Here is an 18739-nt window from a genome sequence, read left to right on the forward strand (position 1 = left end):
CAGACAGATAGTCAAAAGGAAAAGGAAATCATATATCTGCCTCAGTAAAGACAACCTGCCCCTTCTCAAATCCAGCAATGCGAGCCAAAGAAAGAACACGATAACCAGCAGTTTCCAAAAGTTGACGACCATCCTGAAAGGATTTTTCAATGACAATGCCAACCGCTTCAACCTGTGCTCCTGCTTGCTCGATAATGGTAATTAAGCCCTTGGCTGCCTGACCGTTAGCTAAAAAATCGTCAATAATCAGCACCTTATCGTCAGAGTTGAGAAATTTCCCAGCAATCGAAATGGTCGAAGTCACTTGCTTGGTGAAAGAGTATACTTCAGCTGTCAAAATCCCCTCAGTCATGGTGATGTTTTTGGATTTCTTGGCGAATATCATCGGGACATTCAGCGCTTCAGACACATAGACAGCCGGAGCAATGCCAGAAGCCTCAATGGTCACTACCTTGGTAATTCCTGCGTCCTTTACCGCCTCCGCAAAGACCTGGCCAATCTCTTTCATCAGAGAAAAATCAACCTGATGGGTCAGAAAAGAGTCAACTTTCAGGATATTTTCACCTAGCACTTGTCCATCTCTAAGAATCCGTTCTTCTAATTTTTTCATTTGCCCTCCTTCTCACAAATCATCTTGCGTCTAGCAGAAAAACACGGCTATCCGTGTTTTTCGTTTACTCTTTTTCATTTTTATTCTCGGTCTTGTCTTCTTCTCCAGCATGATTGACTGCTTTTTTAAATTCTGAAAACATTTTACCAATCGATTGTCCCAGTTCGGGCAGGCGTTTTGGTCCAAAAATGAGCAGGGCTCCCAGAACAATAATGATTACCCCAGGTACTCCGATGTCTTTTAAAAGTCCCATTAATTTCTCCTCGTTGATTTTCTTTGATAAATGATGCGACTGAGCAAGATGCTGACTTCATAGAGCAAAATCAAAGGCATTGTCATAGTCAGATCGCTGATAAAGTCGGCCGGTGTCAGGACAACAGCTAAAATCAGCAAAATGAAGTAAGCGTATCGTCTATATTTTACCAAAAATTTCGGATTGAGCAAACCGATAGAAGTCACAAAGGATACAAGAACTGGCAGCTCAAAAAGGCAAGCAATCGGAATAGTGGTATGAAAGACGAAACTAAGATAATTCTGTGCTGTTAGCCGTGTCTCAAAGAGGCCCTCACCCAGCGACAGCAAAACCTGTAAAATAGCCGGAGTCACAAAGTAAAAGCCGAAAGCCAGCCCCAGAACAAAACAGAGAAAGGTAGCCGGGATATAAGCGAAAACGGCTCGTGCTTCATTAGCTCGCAAAGCCGGTCGGACAAACTCCCAGACCTGATAAACCAAAAATGGCAAGGTCAGGGAAAAAGCGACCAGACTAGCCAGACTGATATAAATCCAAAGGATATCATCCGGACCCAGCACCAGCAGTTTCTGCTCAAAATTACTGGTCAGCCATCGGTAAATATCGGCTGAAAAGAGCAAGCTAACCAGAAAAACCAGGAAGAAGCAAGCCACTACCGCTAGAAAACGCCTTCTGAACTCCGTCAAATGCTCAATAATAGTCTGCTCTTTTTTATCCATGCCGCTGCTCGCTTTTCTGATTTTTAAAACTAACATAGACCACCAGCAGGATAAAGAGCGCCTGACTGACGACCACTTCTAGGCTTGGATAAAGCCCCATCCAGTCTACTGTCACAAAACCATTGATTAAGTGCGTCGGTAGGATATTGGTCAGCTGAAGGGCATGGATGCTGACGCCCAGCATCTTAAAGGCCAGGGCATAGATTAACCAGGTCAGCCAGAAGAAAATGCTGTGTGGCTTGAGCAGACCAGACGCCTTGCTCAAGATAAAGGCTAGCAAGACCAAGACCAGAAGAGCCAAGCCGATTCCCAAAAGGAAATCAGTCATAGTGATGCGCGGCAGAATTCCTGCATAAAAGAGGATGGTCTCAGCCCCTTCACGGAAAACTGCCAGAAAGCTAAGAGCAAACATGGAAAGAAAACTGCCTGTGGCTGTTACAGCCTTCATCTGACTTTCCATAAAGTCATTCCATTTCTCGATAGATGCCTTGCTATGCAGCCAGATACCAACCAATATCATCATGGCGACAGCGAAAATTCCCACTGCACCTTCGATAATTTCACGATTGGATCCAGAAGCAACTGCCGGAAAAAGAAACTGCAGCAAAGCTGCAATCACAGCACTGGCTAGAACTCCACTCGCTGCCCCTGCATAAATCCATTTGAGTCCTTTTTTCATCTTGGAGGCTTTCAGAGTCGTTATCAAAGCCATGACAATCAAGAGCGCTTCTACACCCTCACGCAGCAAAATCAGCATAGCATCAAAGAAATGATAGGAAGATGTCGTGTCAATCTGTGACAGCTCACTAATCAAGGATTCTAGCTGCTTTTGATACTTCTCTTCGCTCCCCTTGACCATAATAACAGGTGTCTGACTCTCAACCTTGGTATAAAGCGAAGGATTATTGACACTGACATCTCCTTCAATCGTTGGCCAAATGGTGATGAATTCTTTCATCTTAGCAGCGGCCTTTTTATCATCTCCGCTTTGAAAGAGACTCAAGGCCTCCTCTAGCAGCTTAATTCCATCTTTCAGCGTCAGATTGCCAGCAGCTTCTTGGACTTTCTCTCCTTTGACAAAATTATCAATGGCGGTTTTCAAGTCATCAAAAGAAGACTGAATCATGTCAAAGTCAGTAGGCTCCGTCTCAATGGCGCTACGCAGGAATGAAATAGCTGTTTCAACCTTGCCGTAATGGGCTGTACTGCTGTCTCGAACTACACCTTCATTGGTAGTCCAGGTGCTATTCATCTTCTTGTAAGCTTCTCGAGTCGCTTCTAAATCCTTAGCGCTAATAGCCTTTTGTAAATTTTCAAATTTTGGCTCTAGCTTACTGAGAAGCTTCTTTTTCTCGGCTTCTAAGTCGACTGGATTCTGCTCTTTCTCAAATTTCAAGAGGGCAGAAGAAATCTGTGTCAGCTTCTCCTCCGTCACCTGACCCGATAAGTCTAGTGCCTTGCTTACCTCTTGTCCCGCTGCAGAGTCGTGATTAGCTACCCTTTCAAAGTCAGTCTTGATCTCTCTGATTAGCTGCTTGGATTTTTCCTGGTCTTTCTGCTTGACTGCAGTGCTGGCATCAGTAATTTTGACGAATAGACTGCTGTAGCTCTCGTCAGCTAAAACCGGCTTAGCCAAAAAGATCAGCAAGAGCCCTAATATCAACAGACTTTTATTCAAATAATTTTTGACCAAGGTATTCTCCTTTTTTTACTCCGCCAAAGCAAGCAAACAAGCCACTGCCAATATGTGTGACGTATTCATTCATCTTATCTTGAGCGCCTAGATTAGTTAGAACTTTGACAAAGCTATCTGGATCTTTCTGGAAGGAAAGAAAGAGCAGGCCTGTATCGAACTGACCAGTAGTTTCATCAATCCCGTCCGAGTATGAGTAAGACCGACGGTATATAGGCTTATCAACCTCCTTGGCCAGACGGACATGTGAATCCTCTGGCAGCAATTTCAAGTCAACCTCGTCAAACTCGTCTTTCTTGCCAAAAGGCGCTCCACTCTCCTTATAGCGACCGAAAGTGTTTTCCTGCTCCTGCAGATTGGTCCGGTCCCAGGTTTCAAGGAACATCTGGATCCGGCGGACAGCCATGTAAGAGCCACCCTGCATCCAGTCCTTGCTGTCGCACCAAATGACCTTGTCAAAATCTTTTTCCTTGGTCACATTGGCTGTGCCGTCCTTAAATCCAAAGAGATTACGAGGCGTTGACATCCGGTCTCCGATAGCAGCAAAACCTGACTGACTCCACTTCATAGTGATAGCATTTCTCCCCTTGCGGACCAGATTGCGGACCGCATGAAAGGCCACCTGATCATCATCCGCGCAGGCCTGGATGACAATATCACCACCCGTATATTTTTCTTTAAGCTGCTCCTTTGGAAAAGGCGGCAAATCTCGAAAAGCCTTAGGTCGTTTGTCTGACAAGCCCATTTTTTTCAGAAAAGAGGCTGAGACACCAAAGGTCAAGGTCAGTCGATAAGGGTTGAGACCAACAGTTTCTCCAGTATCCGTTGGCGGCAAAAGAGCATTGGAATTATCTTTTTTGACCAATTCTCCATCTACCAGCTTCTCGCTATAGGCCGTCCAGTCCTTGAAGAGCCGGATAATGGTCTCCTTATCTGTCGTATGCAAATCCAACACAACAAAGTAGATATTCTTCTGCATCGGAGTTGTGATACCCGCCTGATGCTCCCCATAGAAGCTAATTTCTTCCTCACCGTCAGCGAATTTCTTATCTTCCTTCGCCTGATTAGCGAAAAAAGCAGATGCACCAGAGACACCCAGTGCAAGACCAGCGCCTCCAATCCCTGCTTTTTTAAGAAATTCACGACGATCCATCTTTTTATTAAACCATTTTTCGTCGTTTGTCATATGATTACTCCCCGTTTAGAATGACTCCCATTTGTGAAAGAGGCTCACCCAGTTTGGTAACTGCTTCTGCCAGCTCCTTGGTATCTTCTTTTGTCAATTCTGTATAGAGCTTGTAGTTTTCCGAGTCAGTCATGTGCTTGTCTAAAAGACCGTTGACGTTTTTAAACTCAAGTTCCAAGGTCTTGACAAGTTTCTCGTCCTTGTCCTGAATCAATGGCTTGAAGAGCTCAAAAATCTTTTCTGCTCCTTCAATATTTGCACGGAAATCATAGAGATCTGTATGAGAGAAAACTTCTTCCTCACCTGTAATCTTGCTGGTCGCTACTTCATTGAGTAAGTCAACAGCGCCCGTCAACATCATATCCGGAGTCACTTCAACTGTTGCGATTTTAGCTTTTAGCTCCTTGATATCGTTGACCAGCTGATCAGCATAGCTTTCAGTTCCTTTGGTCGTATTTTGTTCCCACATGATTTTTTCGATGCGGTGGAAACCAGACCAGCCTTCTTCGGTCTTGTTTTCGTCAACATAGTCGACCAAGCGGAAGTCAATTTTAACGTCTGATTCACCAAAGCTCTCAGCAATCGGCTCCGAGCGCTCGTAGGCCATACGGATAAGCGGATATTGCTTTTTAGCCTCATCAAGCTTGCCTTCTTTAAGGGTATCACGAAATTTCTCCGTATCTGTCAGGAGCTGATCGATTTGTCCTTGGACAAAAGATTTGTAATCCTCTGTCGCCTTGTCCAATTCTTTCTGATTGACAGCTGTTTGGCTGCTGGATACTTGACTGCTTGAGCCAGTCTTGTTTGAAGAGTTGTTGGCTGCACAGCCAGTCAGTAAAATTGCCGTTGAAAATAGGACGATGCCAAGTTTTTTCATGGTGACTCCTTTGTTTTCTCTCCTAGATAGAGATTATTTCCTGTAAATTATACCAGTTTTTTTCTCATATTTCAAGAAATTGTCTGACAATTTAATCAAAAACTATATATTAAGACCACTAAAGCAGTGCTTCTTTGACTTTTCCAATCTCCGTCTTTTTCAGCACCAAGTAAATCGTATCCCCCAAATAGAGGCGCGTGCTGCCATTGACCGTTTGAGTTTTCCCCTTGTGGACATTCATGGTAATCAAGACCCCATCAGGCAAGTTTAGCTCATGTACCTGCCGACCAGCAATCTTTTCAGAAACAGGGATTTCAATTAAAGTCGTATCTCCCTGGTCCTCCATACTGTCTGGCAACATTTTTTCCAGCATGGCTTCATAGACGGGCGCTCCTTTTAGCAAATCCATGATAATGTAAGCAGTCAGAGTGACCAGTCCCAACGGCATGAGATTACGAATGTCACCGACCATCTCTGTGACCAGAATCATGGCTGTCAGTGGAGCCTTAGAAATGGAGCCAAAATAGCCACTCATGCCCAGAATAATGAAAATCGGAAATTGCTCCTGAGAAATCAAACCTAGCTGCAGACAGACCGCCCCCATTGCTCCGCCAAGCAGTGAACCCAGAGCAAGGATAGGCAGAAAAATGCCACCTGGCAAGCCGCTTCCATAACTTAACATACTCCAGACAAAACGCAGAATAAAAAATAAGAGCAAGGTTCCCACAGTATAATGACTAGCGGTCAAGGATAAAATCAACTGATTGCCCCCGCCCAGCAAGTGAGGTAAGAAATAACCAATCGGAAGAATCAAGGCAAAGGCCAGAATAGGATAGTAAGCTTCTGAAATCCTAAACAACCGACCCAAAAACTGATAAAGCAGCTGAATATTCAAAATAACTTTCTCATAAATAAAGCCTGACAAGCCCAGCAGCAAGCCCATGACTAGGTAAATCCAATACTGCTCCAGTCTCATGATTGGGATATTATCCGGCATGTCCAGTACTGGTGTTAGGCCAAACATAGAAAGAGAGACAAAGTTGGCAACCAGACTGGCCGCCAGCGTAGAAACCCAAAAAAAGCGTGAAAAATGACGGTAAACTTCTTCTACTACGAATAGCAGACCTGCGATTGGTGCATTAAAAGCTGCTGCTAAGCCTGCCGCAGCACCGCTAGCAATGAGCGCTCTCTCCTCAGCGGAACTTAGATTCAGAAATTTAGAGACACCTTTGCCACTCATAGCGCCTAGCTGAATACTTGGTCCTTCTCGCCCTAGCATCAGACCGCTGGAAATGGCTAAAATCCCCAATACAAACTTCTTCCAGAGAACACTCCACCAAGAAAGCGACATCAGACCTTTCAGCTCTGCTTCGACCTGCGGAATCCCCGACCCCTTGATATTTTTCTCCGACTTTACCAAGTGAGCGTTGAGGAAGACGATGAAAGCATAAAGGAACACCAAAGCCAGTAACCAAAGCATAGACTGCTGACTCCTGTGGTAGATATCCTGCACTAAGTGAAAGATTTTTTCAATCAAAAAGCGAAAAACGCCCACTACTAGTCCAGCAAAAATCCCAACTAAAACACCTCGCAAAACCTGGGAAATAATCGAATGAGTTGTGAAATTAAATTCTCTCTTGATGTCGTGCTTATGCGAGATAGACTTTTTTGCCATTCTCAATCTCCTCTAAATAGTTACTTTACCAATATTCTAGCACAAAGCAGGCCTGATAAACAGATGAAATATAAATTTCTTATTTCAGTTTTCTTTTTAAAAACTCTACAAAAAAAGTCCAGGACTTGTCCCAGACTTAATTATTTTCTTATTTGGCGCGCAAAGCTGCTTGAGTAATGTAGTTGTAAGGTTTGTTGAAGTGTGGCAGGAAGAAGAGATCCAGCAAGGCTAATCTATCAATTGTAACCTTTTCCTGAATGGCCAATGAGAACATGTGAATCCCCATAGACATGTCTTCTCTAGAAACCATCTGCGCTCCAAGAACTACACGTGTGTCCTTATCATAGACAATCTTAATTGTAACATCATGATGCTCAACCTTTTCAAGGAAAGTTGGTTTTTGAGTATCTTTAAACTCAACCACAGCTGGGCTGTAACCAAAGCGTTTAGCTTTTTCTTCTGTCAGACCAGTTGAAACCATCTTCAAACCAAAGATTTCAATACCGTTAGAACCTTGAACACCGTTGGACTCCAATTCATGACCGCAAGCATTATGAGCTGCTACGATACCAGAGCGCAGGGCGTTAGAAGCCAAGGCGATGTAGTTTGTATCATTGATAGAGTTATCGTAAACAGTTGCACAGTCACCGATTGCATAAACATCATTGATGCTAGTTTCTTGCTTCTTATCCACCAAGAAAGCACCATTGCGGAATGTTTCCAACTTGCCAGCACCAAGACCAGTGTTTGGACGGAAGCCAACTGCTAAGACAACCATATCTACATCATAGCTAGCCTTATCTGTTACAATGCGTTCTACTTTACTTTCACCCTCAATAGCCTGAACAGTTTGACCGAAGGCTAATTGAACACCATTGTCTTCAAGGTTTTGGCGCATCATATCAGACAAGTCGTGGTCATAATAACCAGCCAAGCAAGTATCCACAACATCAATCAGAATCACTTCTTTACCAAGACGTTTGAAGGCTTCTGCCAACTCAACCCCAATGTAGCCAGCACCTACTACTGCCACACGTTCGATATGTTTGCTCTTGTCTTGCAATTTTTCAATAACATCTGCAGCATTTTGATACAATTTTACGAACTGCAGATTTTCTAAGGTTGACTTAAATTCGCGGCTGTTAGGATCCAGCTCAGCACCTTTAATCGGAGGCAGAATTGGCTGAGAACCTGTAGCTAAAATCAATTTGTCATAAGACTCTACATGCTCTTTGCCATCAACGATAGCTGTAACTTTTTTCGCATCATAATCAATTGACTCAACTGGTGAATTCATATAAACTTTTGCGCCTTTTGCTTCAAAAGTTTCTTTGTCTGCATAAAAAAGTCCATCTGGCTTGCTGATTTGCTGTCCAATCCAAAGGGCCATTCCGCATGCCAAGAATGAAATGTTTGAGTTTTGGTCAAAAATAACTACTTCATTTTCTGCACCATAATTATCCAACATTGTATTAATACACGCTGTACCTGCGTGGTTTGCACCAACTACAACGATTTTACTCATAAGAATAGTCCTACCTTAATTTATAATTTACTAAACAAGTATATCATCTCCTGTGAGCGTTTACAAGAAATTTGCTCGAAATTTTCAAAAATTCTTAGGCTACCTAAAAAGCTGTACCACTGCAGTCTAAATGCTTCAGAAAAACTACCTTTTGCAATGTTTCGTTTTCTGAAAATATAACAAATTTAAGATTGTGAAACCGGTATCTTTTTGATATAATAAGGTTAGAGAGGTTAATTTTAGAAAGGTTGTGATAATGTGGACTTTACTTCTCGCTCGCTTCATTTGATGGGGAGTACGATTTGCATCTCTCTCTACCATGAGCGAGCGGAAATACTCTTAGATGAGGCGGTCCAACTGCTTCATGTCTATAAAAATCGCTTCAGTGCCAATGATGAAGACTCTGAACTTATGACTATCAACCATTTGGCAGGAATTAAAAGTGTCTCAGTTCATCCAGAGCTTTTTGAGCTGATTGATCTGGGAAAGTATCACAGCCTAGCAGAAGGCAGCCACTTAAATATCACGATTGGCCCTCTCGTCCAGACCTGGCGGATAGGATTTTCAGACGCTCATCTCCCAAGTACGGAGGAGATTCAGCAAGCTCTGAGCCTGACTGACCCAAACTTGCTTGAGCTGAATCCAGAAGACCACAGTGTCTTTTTGGCTAAGGAAGGCATGAAGCTGGATCTAGGCGCCTTAGCTAAAGGCTATATCGCTGATAAAATTAAGGACTATTTGCTGAGCCAGGGAGTGACTTCTGCTCTTATCAATCTCGGTGGCAATGTTCTGACGATTGGCCAAAATGCAGTCAGCCAGCGCGCCTGGCGAATTGGCATCCAAAATCCCAAGCAGCCTCGCGGCAAGCATTCAGCTATCTTAGCTGTCACCAATCAGTCAGTAGTCACATCAGGAATTTACGAGAGAACCCTTACAGTTGAAGGGCGGAACTACCATCACATTCTGAATCGCAAAACAGGCTATCCTATCGAAAATCAATTGGCTAGTTTGACCATTGTTTCAGACAAGTCGGTAGATGGCGAAATCTGGACGACTCGCCTATTTGGTGAAAGTCCGACATCAATTCTGTCCCAGATTGAACAGCAAACTGGGATTGAAGCATTGATTATCACTCAGGACAGTCAGCTCTTCTGTAGCTCAGGCCTTTTAGAGAAGATAACTCCTGCTTCTTAATTTTCAAAAGTGATAAATTTGCTGCCACACCAAGTGCTACCTCTATCACCCTATCTTTTATAAATATGCTCATAAAAAAATGCCCTCTCTTTCTTCTAGGTTTTACTTGCCTAAAGAAAAATAAATACTCACATGAGGGCTCTGTATCTTAATTTCAGAAAGGAAATTTTATGTTAAAACTTATTGCAATTGTTGGAACAAATTCTAACCGTTCTACAAACCGGCAACTTCTTCAATATATGTCTAAGCACTTCGCTGACAAAGCTGAAATCGAGCTGGTTGAGATTAAAGATATTCCTATGTTTAATAAACCTGCTGACAGAAACGTCCCTGAGTCGGTATCAGAAATTGCCGAAAAAATTGATGCAGCGGATGGCGTACTTATCGGCACACCTGAGTATGATCATTCTATCCCTGCTGTGCTCATGAATGCTCTGGCTTGGCTTTCTTATGGTATTTATCCACTGCTGAACAAGCCGATCATGATCACTGGTGCTTCTTATGGTACACTTGGCTCCTCTCGTGCCCAATTGCAGCTCCGTCAAATTTTGAACGCTCCAGAAATCAAGGCAACTGTTCTTCCAGATGAGTTCTTGCTTTCACATTCTCTTCAAGCTTTTGACCAAAGCGGAGACTTGGTAGATCTTGATGTTGTCAAAAAATTGGATGCTATCTTTGATGACTTCCGTATCTTTGTCAAAATCACTGACAAATTGCGCAACGCTCAAGAATTGCTTCGCAAAGATGCTGAAGAATTTAACTGGGAAAAATTGTAAGATAGGAGACCGAAAGAATGAAATTTGTTGGAATTGTAGGATCAAACTACGAACAATCATATAACCGAAAATTATTGGAATTCATCCGCCGTCAGTTCAAAATTAAATTTGAATTGGAAGTCTTAGAAATCGATGAAGTTCCAATGTTTAACCAAGATGAAAAATGGGATGAAAGCTTCCAATTGCGTTATTTGTATAACAAAATCACACGTGCAGACGGTGTTATTATCGCAACCCCTGAGCACAATCATACTATCAGCGCTCCTTTGAAGAGTGTCTTAGAATGGCTCTCTTACGAGGTTCATCCTTTCGAAAACAAGCCTGTCATGATCGTCGGTGCTTCTTACTATGACCAAGGAACTTCTCGTGCTCAAGTTCACCTGCGTAAAATCCTAGACGCCCCTGGTGTCAATGCTTATACCCTTCCAGGCAACGAGTTCTTGCTGGGCAAAGCCAAGGAAGCTTTTGACAATGATGGCAATATCACCAACGAAGGAACTGTGAATTTCCTTGAAACATGCTTAGATAACTTTATCAAATATGTAGAGGTCGTTTCAAAATTGAAAAAACCAAAACCAATCGAACCTGAAGACTTAGACTGTGGAAAACCAATCGCTACGACAATTACGGAAGTTGATCCAGATGATCCAGAATGGGTAGAAAAGGTCGCTGAAATCACTGGAGCTGTTTCAGGAGATACTTATGTCAAACTCGACCATGGTATCTTGACCGTTAATCAAATTGATATGTTCTTGAAAGCTATGCCATTTGAATTGACATACGCTGACGATAACAACCAATTCCTCTACTACAACAACGCCCACCAAGACCCAGACACCATGTTTGCCAAACGTGTGCCACCTCAATCAGGTAGCCGCATGTCAACCGTTCATGGTTCTCTTCCACCAGCTCGGATGAAAAATGTAGAGTGGGTTATCGGAACACTTCGCAACGGAAACCAAGAATACGTACGTACAATCGTCCCAGGTTCACCTGCAGGCGTTATCAATACTCACAACTACCAAGCTATGTACTATCCTGACGGATCCTACGCAGGTATCAATGAAATCGTCTTTAATTTCCAACCATGGCTCGACTGGTACTTAAAAGAAACTGGTCAACGTTTGGTTGGAGGCAGCGGACCATTCGCTCCTGCCACTGGAGGCCATGGAGACGCAGATGCTACTTCTGGTGCTTCTGATGCTGGAGGCGATGGTGGTCACGGAGGCGGAGGAGCTGATGCGACATCAGGTGCTAGCGTTTAATCACATTACAAACTAAAAAGAATGGACTTGTGATCCATTCTTTTTTGCTTTATTTCATTTCTTTGAAAGCTGCTTCTGCATCAGCATTACTGATAGCTCCAAACTGGATTTTACCGATTTTCCCTTGACTGTCAATGAGGATTTCAGTCGGGATACTGCGAATCTGATAGGCTTGGAAAATTTCTCCTGAAGTATCAAATAGAACTGGTACATCTTTATAACCTTGTTCTTGATACCATTTTGGAAATTCCTCGACAGATTTCTCTCCTTGGAGACCTGGTGCTACAACTGTCAAGATTTCAAAATCACGATCTGTTTTACCAGCTAATTCGACCAATTCTGGCATACTCTTCTTACAAGGTCCACACCAAGAAGCCCAGAATTTTAGATAAACTTTCTTGCCTTTGTAGTCAGAAAGTTTGACTGTTTTTCCATCCATAGACTGCAGAGTAAAGTCAGGCGCCTCTTGACTGACAGCTGCTTGGGTGACTGTGCTTGTCTGAGTGGTCTCACTAGACGAGCTGCTGGTTGTGGGCATAGTCATAGGTTTATCCTCCTGCTCCGAGCAGGCTGCCAAAAATGCTACAGCTGACACAGTTGCTAATAATGTAATGATTTTTTTCATATTTCTTTCTCCTTTTATCCAAAAAGTCCAGACAGGGCGTTGAGCTGTCCTAACATCAGCAGAATTCCCATCAGAATAATCAGGGCTCCGCCAATTTTCTTCATCAGGCCCATATAAGGCTTGATTTTATTAAAATACTGCATAACAAAGCTAGATGCCAAAGCCAAGATTAAGAAAGGCAGAGCCATTCCCAAAGTGTAAATCAAGGTCAGAATGGCTCCCTGGAATGCACCATTCCCACCCGAAGCTGCTAAGGCCAAGACTGAGCTGAGAATCGGACCAATGCAAGGAGTCCAACCAAAGCTAAAGGTAATTCCTAATAAGAATGCCGACCAAAAATGATGCTTCTGGCTGTTCTTTTTGAAAGTCAAGCTCTTTTGAATCTGTAACTGGCGAATATTAATAAGCTCCATCTGATGCAGACCTAGCAGAATAATGAGGCCGCCCATCACATATCGAAAGGTCGAACTGTAAATAATTGTTCCTAGAAAGCCTGCTCCAAAGCCAAGCAAAAAGAAGACTGTTGAGATGCCTGCAATGAAAAAGAGCGTTCTAACCATGCCTTGCCAAGCAAGCTCCCGGCCAAATACTTTCAGGGTCTTGACCTCCTTGTCATCCAATAAAATGCCAATATAAACTGGCAATAAGGGAAAAATACAAGGGGAAAAGAAGGACAAAATACCAGCTAAAAGAACTGAAACAAAAAATAAAGGTGATTCCATTTTCTCTCCTCTAACTACTCACGTAGAATATACATTCACTTATCATTATAAATGAATCTTATAGATTTTTCACAAATCCGCTACGGTAATTTTTTTGCAAACTCATGAGACTATGAAAAGAGAAAATTTCGCTTGATGAACAGCAAAACTAGTGCATTTTTTTCAAACAGTAAAAAGCCGGAGAAAGTTCTACCGGCTTGAATATTTTAAAACTTAATAGATCTAATCATCTGTAACTAGCGGCAAATAAAGACTAATCCGAGTGAATTTATCTGGTTCGGACTGGATTTCCATATGGTAGTCGTCTCCGAACTGCAATCTTAAACGTTGATCAACATTTTTCAGACCGACACCACCTAAGCGAAGAAGAGTCGCATCCATAGATGCGTTGACATCAAAACCACGGCCGTTATCATAGATAGACAATATCAGTTGTCCTTCTTCTACTGCCGACGTCACCCGAATCATGCCATGTCGGTCAATTTCCTTGATGCCATGGTAGATGGCATTTTCGACCAAAGGCTGAAGTACCAGCTTGGGCAGTTTATAATCAGCTAGAGATTCATCCTCTTCAATCATATACTGGAGCTTGTCACCATAGCGTTGCTTCTGGATAAAAAGATACTGACGAACGTGATCAATCTCATCTTTAAGAGCAATCTGTTCATGTCCTTGATTGAGCGCTAAGCGGAAATACTGAGCGAGTGATTTTGTTACCTCAACAACACGTTTGCTATCATTAAACTCAGCCATCCAGACAATCGTATCCAAGGTATTATAAAGGAAATGGGGGTTGATTTGAGCTGAAAGAGCTCGGAGCTCATAGCGTCGGACATTTTGTTCTTCAGTCTTGACAGCTTCCATCAGCTGTTCAATTTGGTCCAACATTTTATTGAATTGCTGAGCCAAGTCAACCAACTCTGGAGAACCCTTTGCTTCTGCTCGCAGATTTGAGTCACCTGCCCCAATTTTTAGAATAACTGCTTGTAGATTCTGCAGAGGCTTAATCCACAAACGCAGAACAAACCAAATACCAGTCAAGCACATCAGGAGTGATAAAACGCCCATTCCCAAAAAAGAATAAAGCATCTGTGACTGAAGCATCTGCAATTGCTCTAATGAGGCGACGCCAATTAAAGTCCAGTCGCTGTCTTCGATATCAATCTGGTAGACAAAAGCCTGTTTCTGGTCTGCGTAACCGTCCTTGACCGACATATAGGGCTGCATAGCTTTCATTTCCTGACTGGATGAATAAACACTCTTCTTGGGATGATAGACAAATTCATGCTGGCTGTTGACAATAAAACTAAATCCTTTCTTCCCTAGCTGAAGCCGATCCAGATAGGCTTTGAGGCTCTTATAGCCGATATCCAGACGCAAAACACCCAGATTCTGCCCTGCTTCATCCACCACTTCCTGAGTGACAGAAACAACCCACTTCTCCTTCTCTGATGATAGAGACTCCTTGCGAGCAGGAGTCAAGACAGGCATGGCTCTGGTATGGACAGCTTCCTGATACCATTTTTCATTCATCATATCAGAGGATGTCTGCATACTGATTTGAGAATCTGTTGAGACCACGCGCCCGTCCTTGGTAACCAATACTGCCGACACCAAATCCGGATCTGTCTCAATAATGGTTTTCATCAAAGTCTGAACTGACGTTTCACTACTTTCTTGATTCTGAGCAAACTCCCGAATCGTTTCTTCCTTGCTCAGTGTGGAAGTGGTTTGTTTTAATTTCTGCAAATAGGAAGCTATGAACTGCCCGCTTTGCTCCATGCTATTACGCGTCGTCCGCTCTGTCAGCTGTCGAATAGTTTCCGAGCTAGTCTGATAGTAAAGACTACCAACAAATCCCAAGAGTAAAAGAACCAGCAGAAAAATATAGACAATCAACTGGATAAGAAGCGGATATCGTTTCATTTCTCCTCTCCTTTTTTAAACTGCCGAGGTGTCAGCCCGACCACCTGCTTGAAGCGCTGAGAAAAATAGTTCATATCTTCAAAACCTACCTTCTCTGCTATTTCATAAATCTTCAAATCTGTAGTTAAGAGTAAGAGTTTGGCTTTTTTCATCCGCTCTTGGATCAGATAATCCTGAAAAGGCAAGCCTAATTCTTTTTTGATAAGAACGCTAAGATAGGAGGGACTAAACCCTAATTGGAAAGCCAAACTTTTCAGACTTAATTCTGAATCTGCTAGACGCGCGTGAATAGCCTCTTCCAACTCAGAGCGTTGTCCCTGATCGACCAAGCTTTGAATCTGTGCTTTTTTACGTTCTTTATCGAGCTTGGTCTGTAGCTTGGCCAACATCTCCTCAACATCATCCTTGGAAAAGGGCTTGAGCAGATAGTCATCTGCACCCAGCTTAATGGCAGTCCGAGCATAGTCAAAATCATCATATCCCGTCAGAAAAACGATATGGCACTTAGGAGCCTGGTCTCTGACTAGCTTGGCCAGTTCCAGACCGTTCATCTGTGGCATATTGATATCGGTCAGCAGGATGTCAGCAGGATTTTCCTGAAATTTCTGCCAAGCTTCTCTTCCATTTTCAGCCTGGGCAATAACTTGCATACCAAACTGTTCATAGTCTACCAAGGACGCAATCCCCTGTCTTACCAGATACTCATCCTCTACAATCATAATTGAATACACAAGATTCAACTCCTTATTTATACTGGATTTATTATAGCAAATTTTCAATCAAAATGCTCTTAAACATAATCCAAAAGATAACCGTAGCCTTTCTCCTCCATCTCAGCTTTTGGAATGAACTTGATTGACAGACTATTGATGCAATAGCGCAAGCCGCCCTTGTCCTTAGGACCGTCTGTGAAAACATGGCCCAGATGGGAATTTCCAACCCGACTGCGAACTTCCGTCCGTATCATGTTGAAACTCTTGTCTTCCTTGTAAGTCGCTACATCTGGACTGATAGGACGGGTGAAACTTGGCCAACCGCAGCCAGAGTCAAACTTATCCTTTGATGAAAAGAGAGGCTCTCCCGTCACCACATCCACGTAGATACCAGCATCGAACTTATCCCAATAGCGATTAGAAAAAGCTCGCTCTGTGTCATTTTTTTGTGTGACAGCATATTCTTCTGGCGAGAGCTTGGACTTAATCTCTTCATCGCTCGGTTTAGGATAGCGACTAGCTTCGATAACTGGGTAAGCAGCTTGATTGACATCAATATGGCAATATCCATTAGGATTCTTCTTCAGGTAATCCTGATGATAATCTTCTGCTTTGATAAAGTTTTTCAGAGATTCTTTTTCAACAGCTAAAGGTTTATCATATTTCTTTGCAACTTCATCAAAGACCTGGTTAATAGTATCAAGATCAGCTTCATCCGTATAGTAGACGCCTGTCCGATACTGGGTACCCTGATCATTTCCCTGCTTGTTTTTAGAAGTTGGATCAATGATGCGGAAATAGTGAAGCAGAATTTCTTTTAGCGAAATTTTCTTGGCATTGTAAGTAATGTGGACAGTCTCAGCATGGCCAGTTTGGGAGACCAATTCATACTTGGTCGTGTCGCCCTTGCCATTTGCATAGCCTGATACTGCATCAAGTACACCTGGCACGCGTGAAAAGTACTCTTCTACTCCCCAGAAACAGCCGCCAGCCAGATAAATCTCCCGCTTATCTTCTTCCTTGACGTCTTCTTGCTTTTGTTGGGATACAGCTTCTGTCTTACTCATTGAAGCTTTCTTGATCTGTTCAGAAGATGATTGCTTACCATTCCCCGCTATCAAGTAGACCAGTCCAAAGCAGACAAGTAAGCCAATCAAAGTTAGAAAAATCTTCCATTTTCCTTCCATGTTCATTGCACCTTTCTACTGGATTTCTTTCAGTGTTTTCTCAATATCTTCCTTGCTCATGTAGCCAATATGTGTCTTGGCAAGAGAACCATCGCTGCCAACAAAAAGAGCAGATGGATAAGAGCGAATACCGTATTCTTTCAGCAATTCTCCCTTGGTGTCCATGAGAACTGGGAAGTCTTTGTAATCCAAAGACTTATACCATTCCTTGAAATCATCGGCAGACTTTTCTCCGTTAAAAGTTGGAGACACCACCGAAAGGACAATATAATCTTTTCCTGACTGCTCCTTAGCCAAATCATTGGTATCTCCAAGTGTAGATAGACAGATTGAGCACCAAGAAGCCCAAAACTTGAGGTAGACTTTCTTGCCTTTGAAATCAGACAACTTGTAGGTCTTGCCGTCTACTCCTTTCAGACTAAAGTCCTTGGCCATCTTGGTAGATTGCTCAGAATCAGCTTTTATTTCCATATTACTTTTATCACTTTTAGAAACTTCCGAGTTCATCTTCTGATTTGAACAGGCTCCCAAAAATCCGACACAAAGCAGACTGACAGTCAATATCGATATCTTCTTCATCGTTTTCTTTCCTTTCAAAATAAGGAGAAAGCCGACAAAATTGACGACTTTCTTTCCTATGGTGGAATTCTTATTTGTCAGATGACATTTCGGATGAATCTTTCATTTCATCCTTCATGCTTGAATCGCTTGATTTCATATCATCTTTCATATCAGACTTACTGTCGGACATCATAGAAGAGTCCTTCATATCATCCTTTTTCATTTTACCATCAGACATGCTAGAGTCTTTCATATCCTCATTCTTCATGTCGTCTTTTTTCATATCATCCTTCTTCATCATGCTGCTATCATCCATCTTCTTCATATCAGAATCTGATTTTTGATTAGAGCAGGCGGCTAGGACAAAGACACTAAGTGCAGCGATTGTAAGTGTAGTGATTTTTTTCATGATGTTTCTCCTTTAATTATACAATATTTATCCAAATAACGATGCTAGGATATTGAGATTTCCAAGCATTAACAAAATTCCCATGAGAATGATGAGTGCACCGCCGATTTTCTTAAGTGTTCCCATATAAGGTTTGAGTTTCGCAAAGCGCTGTAATACCCAGCCGGAAGCCAAAGCCATAGCTAGGAAAGGCAAGGCTAAGCCCAGTGTATATACTAGCATGAGAAGCCCACCCTGCAGAGCACCATTGCCACCTGAAGCCGCAATAGCTAAGACAGAACTCAGAACAGGTCCCACACAGGGCGTCCAACCAAAGCTAAAGGTAATCCCCAAGAGAAAAGCGTTAAGAAAATCACTTCTTTTACTATTCTTTTTAAGTTGGATGCTCTTTTGCTTTTGCAGCTGCTGGATATTGATGATCCCCATCTGGTGGATTCCCAGTAGAATAACAATCCCGCCCAGAACGTAGCGAAACCAAGGGGCATAGAGGACTTGCCCTAGAGCGCCAGCTCCGTAGCCTAAAACCAAGAATACAGTTGATAAGCCAGCTATAAAGCAGAGCGTCTTAGCTAGACCATACCAGGAAATGTCTCTTCCCATAAATCGAACTGTTTTCGGCTGATCAGAATCCAGCAAAATCCCCACATAGACTGGCATAAGCGGTAAAATACAGGGCGAGAAAAAAGATAGAATCCCCGCCAGAAAAACAGAAATAAAGAACAAAAAACTTGTTGCCATTTCAAAAACCTCTCTATCAATTTCTGACTCTAGTATAAAATAAAAATCCCCCTAAAAATAGAGAGAAAGATTTGAAAAAACTTGAATT

19 protein-coding genes are annotated in these 18739 nt (G+C 42.6%); 3 read left to right on the forward strand and 16 right to left on the reverse strand.

Going from position 1 to position 18739, the window contains the following annotated elements; genetic code table 11:
• Nucleotides 1–28 precede the first annotated feature (28 nt).
• The 8 genes from ELZ47_RS06210 to nox form a co-directional block, all read right to left on the reverse strand.
• Nucleotides 29–610 (reverse strand): xanthine phosphoribosyltransferase, encoded by a 582-nt coding sequence (locus ELZ47_RS06210; RefSeq protein WP_126435581.1) that lies wholly within the window; start codon nt 608–610, stop codon nt 29–31.
• Between the two features lie 64 nt (nt 611–674).
• Nucleotides 675–863, reverse strand: coding sequence for a twin-arginine translocase TatA/TatE family subunit (locus ELZ47_RS06215; protein ID WP_002897604.1), 189 nt, complete (start codon nt 861–863; stop codon nt 675–677).
• Complete coding sequence (gene tatC / locus ELZ47_RS06220) at nt 863–1579, reverse strand: twin-arginine translocase subunit TatC (protein ID WP_164549637.1); 717 nt, start codon at nt 1577–1579, stop codon at nt 863–865. Before tatC ends, ELZ47_RS06215 begins: the two co-directional genes overlap by 1 nt.
• The gene (locus ELZ47_RS06225; protein ID WP_126435583.1) at nt 1572–3272 is read right to left on the reverse strand and encodes an FTR1 family protein; all 1701 of its coding nucleotides are present in this window, start codon (nt 3270–3272) and stop codon (nt 1572–1574) included. The genes tatC and ELZ47_RS06225 overlap by 8 nt, the downstream gene beginning before the upstream one ends.
• Nucleotides 3250–4458 carry an iron uptake transporter deferrochelatase/peroxidase subunit gene (gene efeB / locus ELZ47_RS06230; protein ID WP_126435584.1) on the reverse strand — a complete coding sequence of 403 codons (1209 nt, stop codon included), beginning with the start codon at nt 4456–4458 and terminating at the stop codon, nt 3250–3252. Before efeB ends, ELZ47_RS06225 begins: the two co-directional genes overlap by 23 nt.
• Before the next feature lie 4 nt (nt 4459–4462).
• Nucleotides 4463–5335 carry an iron uptake system protein EfeO gene (gene efeO / locus ELZ47_RS06235; protein ID WP_126435585.1) on the reverse strand — a complete coding sequence of 291 codons (873 nt, stop codon included), beginning with the start codon at nt 5333–5335 and terminating at the stop codon, nt 4463–4465.
• Between the two features lie 118 nt (nt 5336–5453).
• Nucleotides 5454–7010, reverse strand: coding sequence for a ClC family H(+)/Cl(-) exchange transporter (locus tag ELZ47_RS06240; protein WP_126435586.1), 1557 nt, complete (start codon nt 7008–7010; stop codon nt 5454–5456).
• 148 nt (nt 7011–7158) lie between these two features.
• Nucleotides 7159–8535: a H2O-forming NADH oxidase gene (gene nox / locus ELZ47_RS06245; protein WP_002917240.1), complete on the reverse strand. Its 1377-nt coding sequence runs from the start codon at nt 8533–8535 to the stop codon at nt 7159–7161.
• A gap of 258 nt (nt 8536–8793) precedes the next feature.
• On the opposite strand from nox, the gene ELZ47_RS06250 reads away from it, so the two are divergent.
• The 3 genes from ELZ47_RS06250 (at nt 8794) to ELZ47_RS06260 (ending at nt 11770) form a co-directional block, all read left to right on the forward strand.
• Entirely contained in the window at nt 8794–9729 is a 936-nt protein-coding gene (locus tag ELZ47_RS06250; RefSeq protein ID WP_126435587.1) for an FAD:protein FMN transferase, read from the forward strand.
• A gap of 170 nt (nt 9730–9899) precedes the next feature.
• Nucleotides 9900–10505 carry an NADPH-dependent FMN reductase gene (locus tag ELZ47_RS06255; protein ID WP_126435588.1) on the forward strand — a complete coding sequence of 202 codons (606 nt, stop codon included), beginning with the start codon at nt 9900–9902 and terminating at the stop codon, nt 10503–10505.
• 17 nt (nt 10506–10522) lie between these two features.
• A complete protein-coding gene (locus ELZ47_RS06260; RefSeq protein ID WP_126435589.1) occupies nt 10523–11770 on the forward strand; it encodes an NAD(P)H-dependent oxidoreductase in 1248 nt (415 codons plus the stop codon).
• 49 nt (nt 11771–11819) lie between these two features.
• Here ELZ47_RS06260 and sdbB read toward each other — a convergent pair whose 3' ends face one another.
• The 8 genes from sdbB to ccdA2 (ELZ47_RS06300) form a co-directional block, all read right to left on the reverse strand.
• A complete protein-coding gene (gene sdbB / locus ELZ47_RS06265) occupies nt 11820–12395 on the reverse strand; it encodes a thiol-disulfide oxidoreductase-associated lipoprotein SdbB (RefSeq protein WP_126435590.1) in 576 nt (191 codons plus the stop codon).
• A 14-nt stretch (nt 12396–12409) separates the two neighbouring features.
• Entirely contained in the window at nt 12410–13117 is a 708-nt protein-coding gene (ccdA2, locus tag ELZ47_RS06270) for a thiol-disulfide oxidoreductase-associated membrane protein CcdA2 (RefSeq protein ID WP_126435591.1), read from the reverse strand.
• A gap of 222 nt (nt 13118–13339) precedes the next feature.
• The gene (locus tag ELZ47_RS06275; protein WP_126435592.1) at nt 13340–15043 is read right to left on the reverse strand and encodes a cache domain-containing sensor histidine kinase; all 1704 of its coding nucleotides are present in this window, start codon (nt 15041–15043) and stop codon (nt 13340–13342) included.
• Entirely contained in the window at nt 15040–15774 is a 735-nt protein-coding gene (locus ELZ47_RS06280) for a response regulator transcription factor (RefSeq protein WP_126435593.1), read from the reverse strand. Before ELZ47_RS06280 ends, ELZ47_RS06275 begins: the two co-directional genes overlap by 4 nt.
• Before the next feature lie 59 nt (nt 15775–15833).
• The gene (gene msrB, locus ELZ47_RS06285) at nt 15834–16943 is read right to left on the reverse strand and encodes a peptide-methionine (R)-S-oxide reductase MsrB (RefSeq protein WP_126435594.1); all 1110 of its coding nucleotides are present in this window, start codon (nt 16941–16943) and stop codon (nt 15834–15836) included.
• 15 nt (nt 16944–16958) lie between these two features.
• On the reverse strand, nt 16959–17522 hold the full coding sequence (locus tag ELZ47_RS06290) for a redoxin family protein (protein ID WP_002904457.1): 564 nt from the start codon (nt 17520–17522) through the stop codon (nt 16959–16961).
• 70 nt (nt 17523–17592) lie between these two features.
• On the reverse strand, nt 17593–17913 hold the full coding sequence (locus ELZ47_RS06295; RefSeq protein WP_002904456.1) for a hypothetical protein: 321 nt from the start codon (nt 17911–17913) through the stop codon (nt 17593–17595).
• Between the two features lie 27 nt (nt 17914–17940).
• Nucleotides 17941–18651 (reverse strand): thiol-disulfide oxidoreductase-associated membrane protein CcdA2, encoded by a 711-nt coding sequence (gene ccdA2 / locus ELZ47_RS06300; RefSeq protein WP_126435595.1) that lies wholly within the window; start codon nt 18649–18651, stop codon nt 17941–17943.
• Between the last annotated feature and the right edge of the window lie 88 nt (nt 18652–18739).

It is taken from the genome of Streptococcus sanguinis (assembly GCF_900635155.1).
Classification (GTDB): Bacteria; Bacillota; Bacilli; order Lactobacillales; family Streptococcaceae; genus Streptococcus; species Streptococcus sanguinis_G.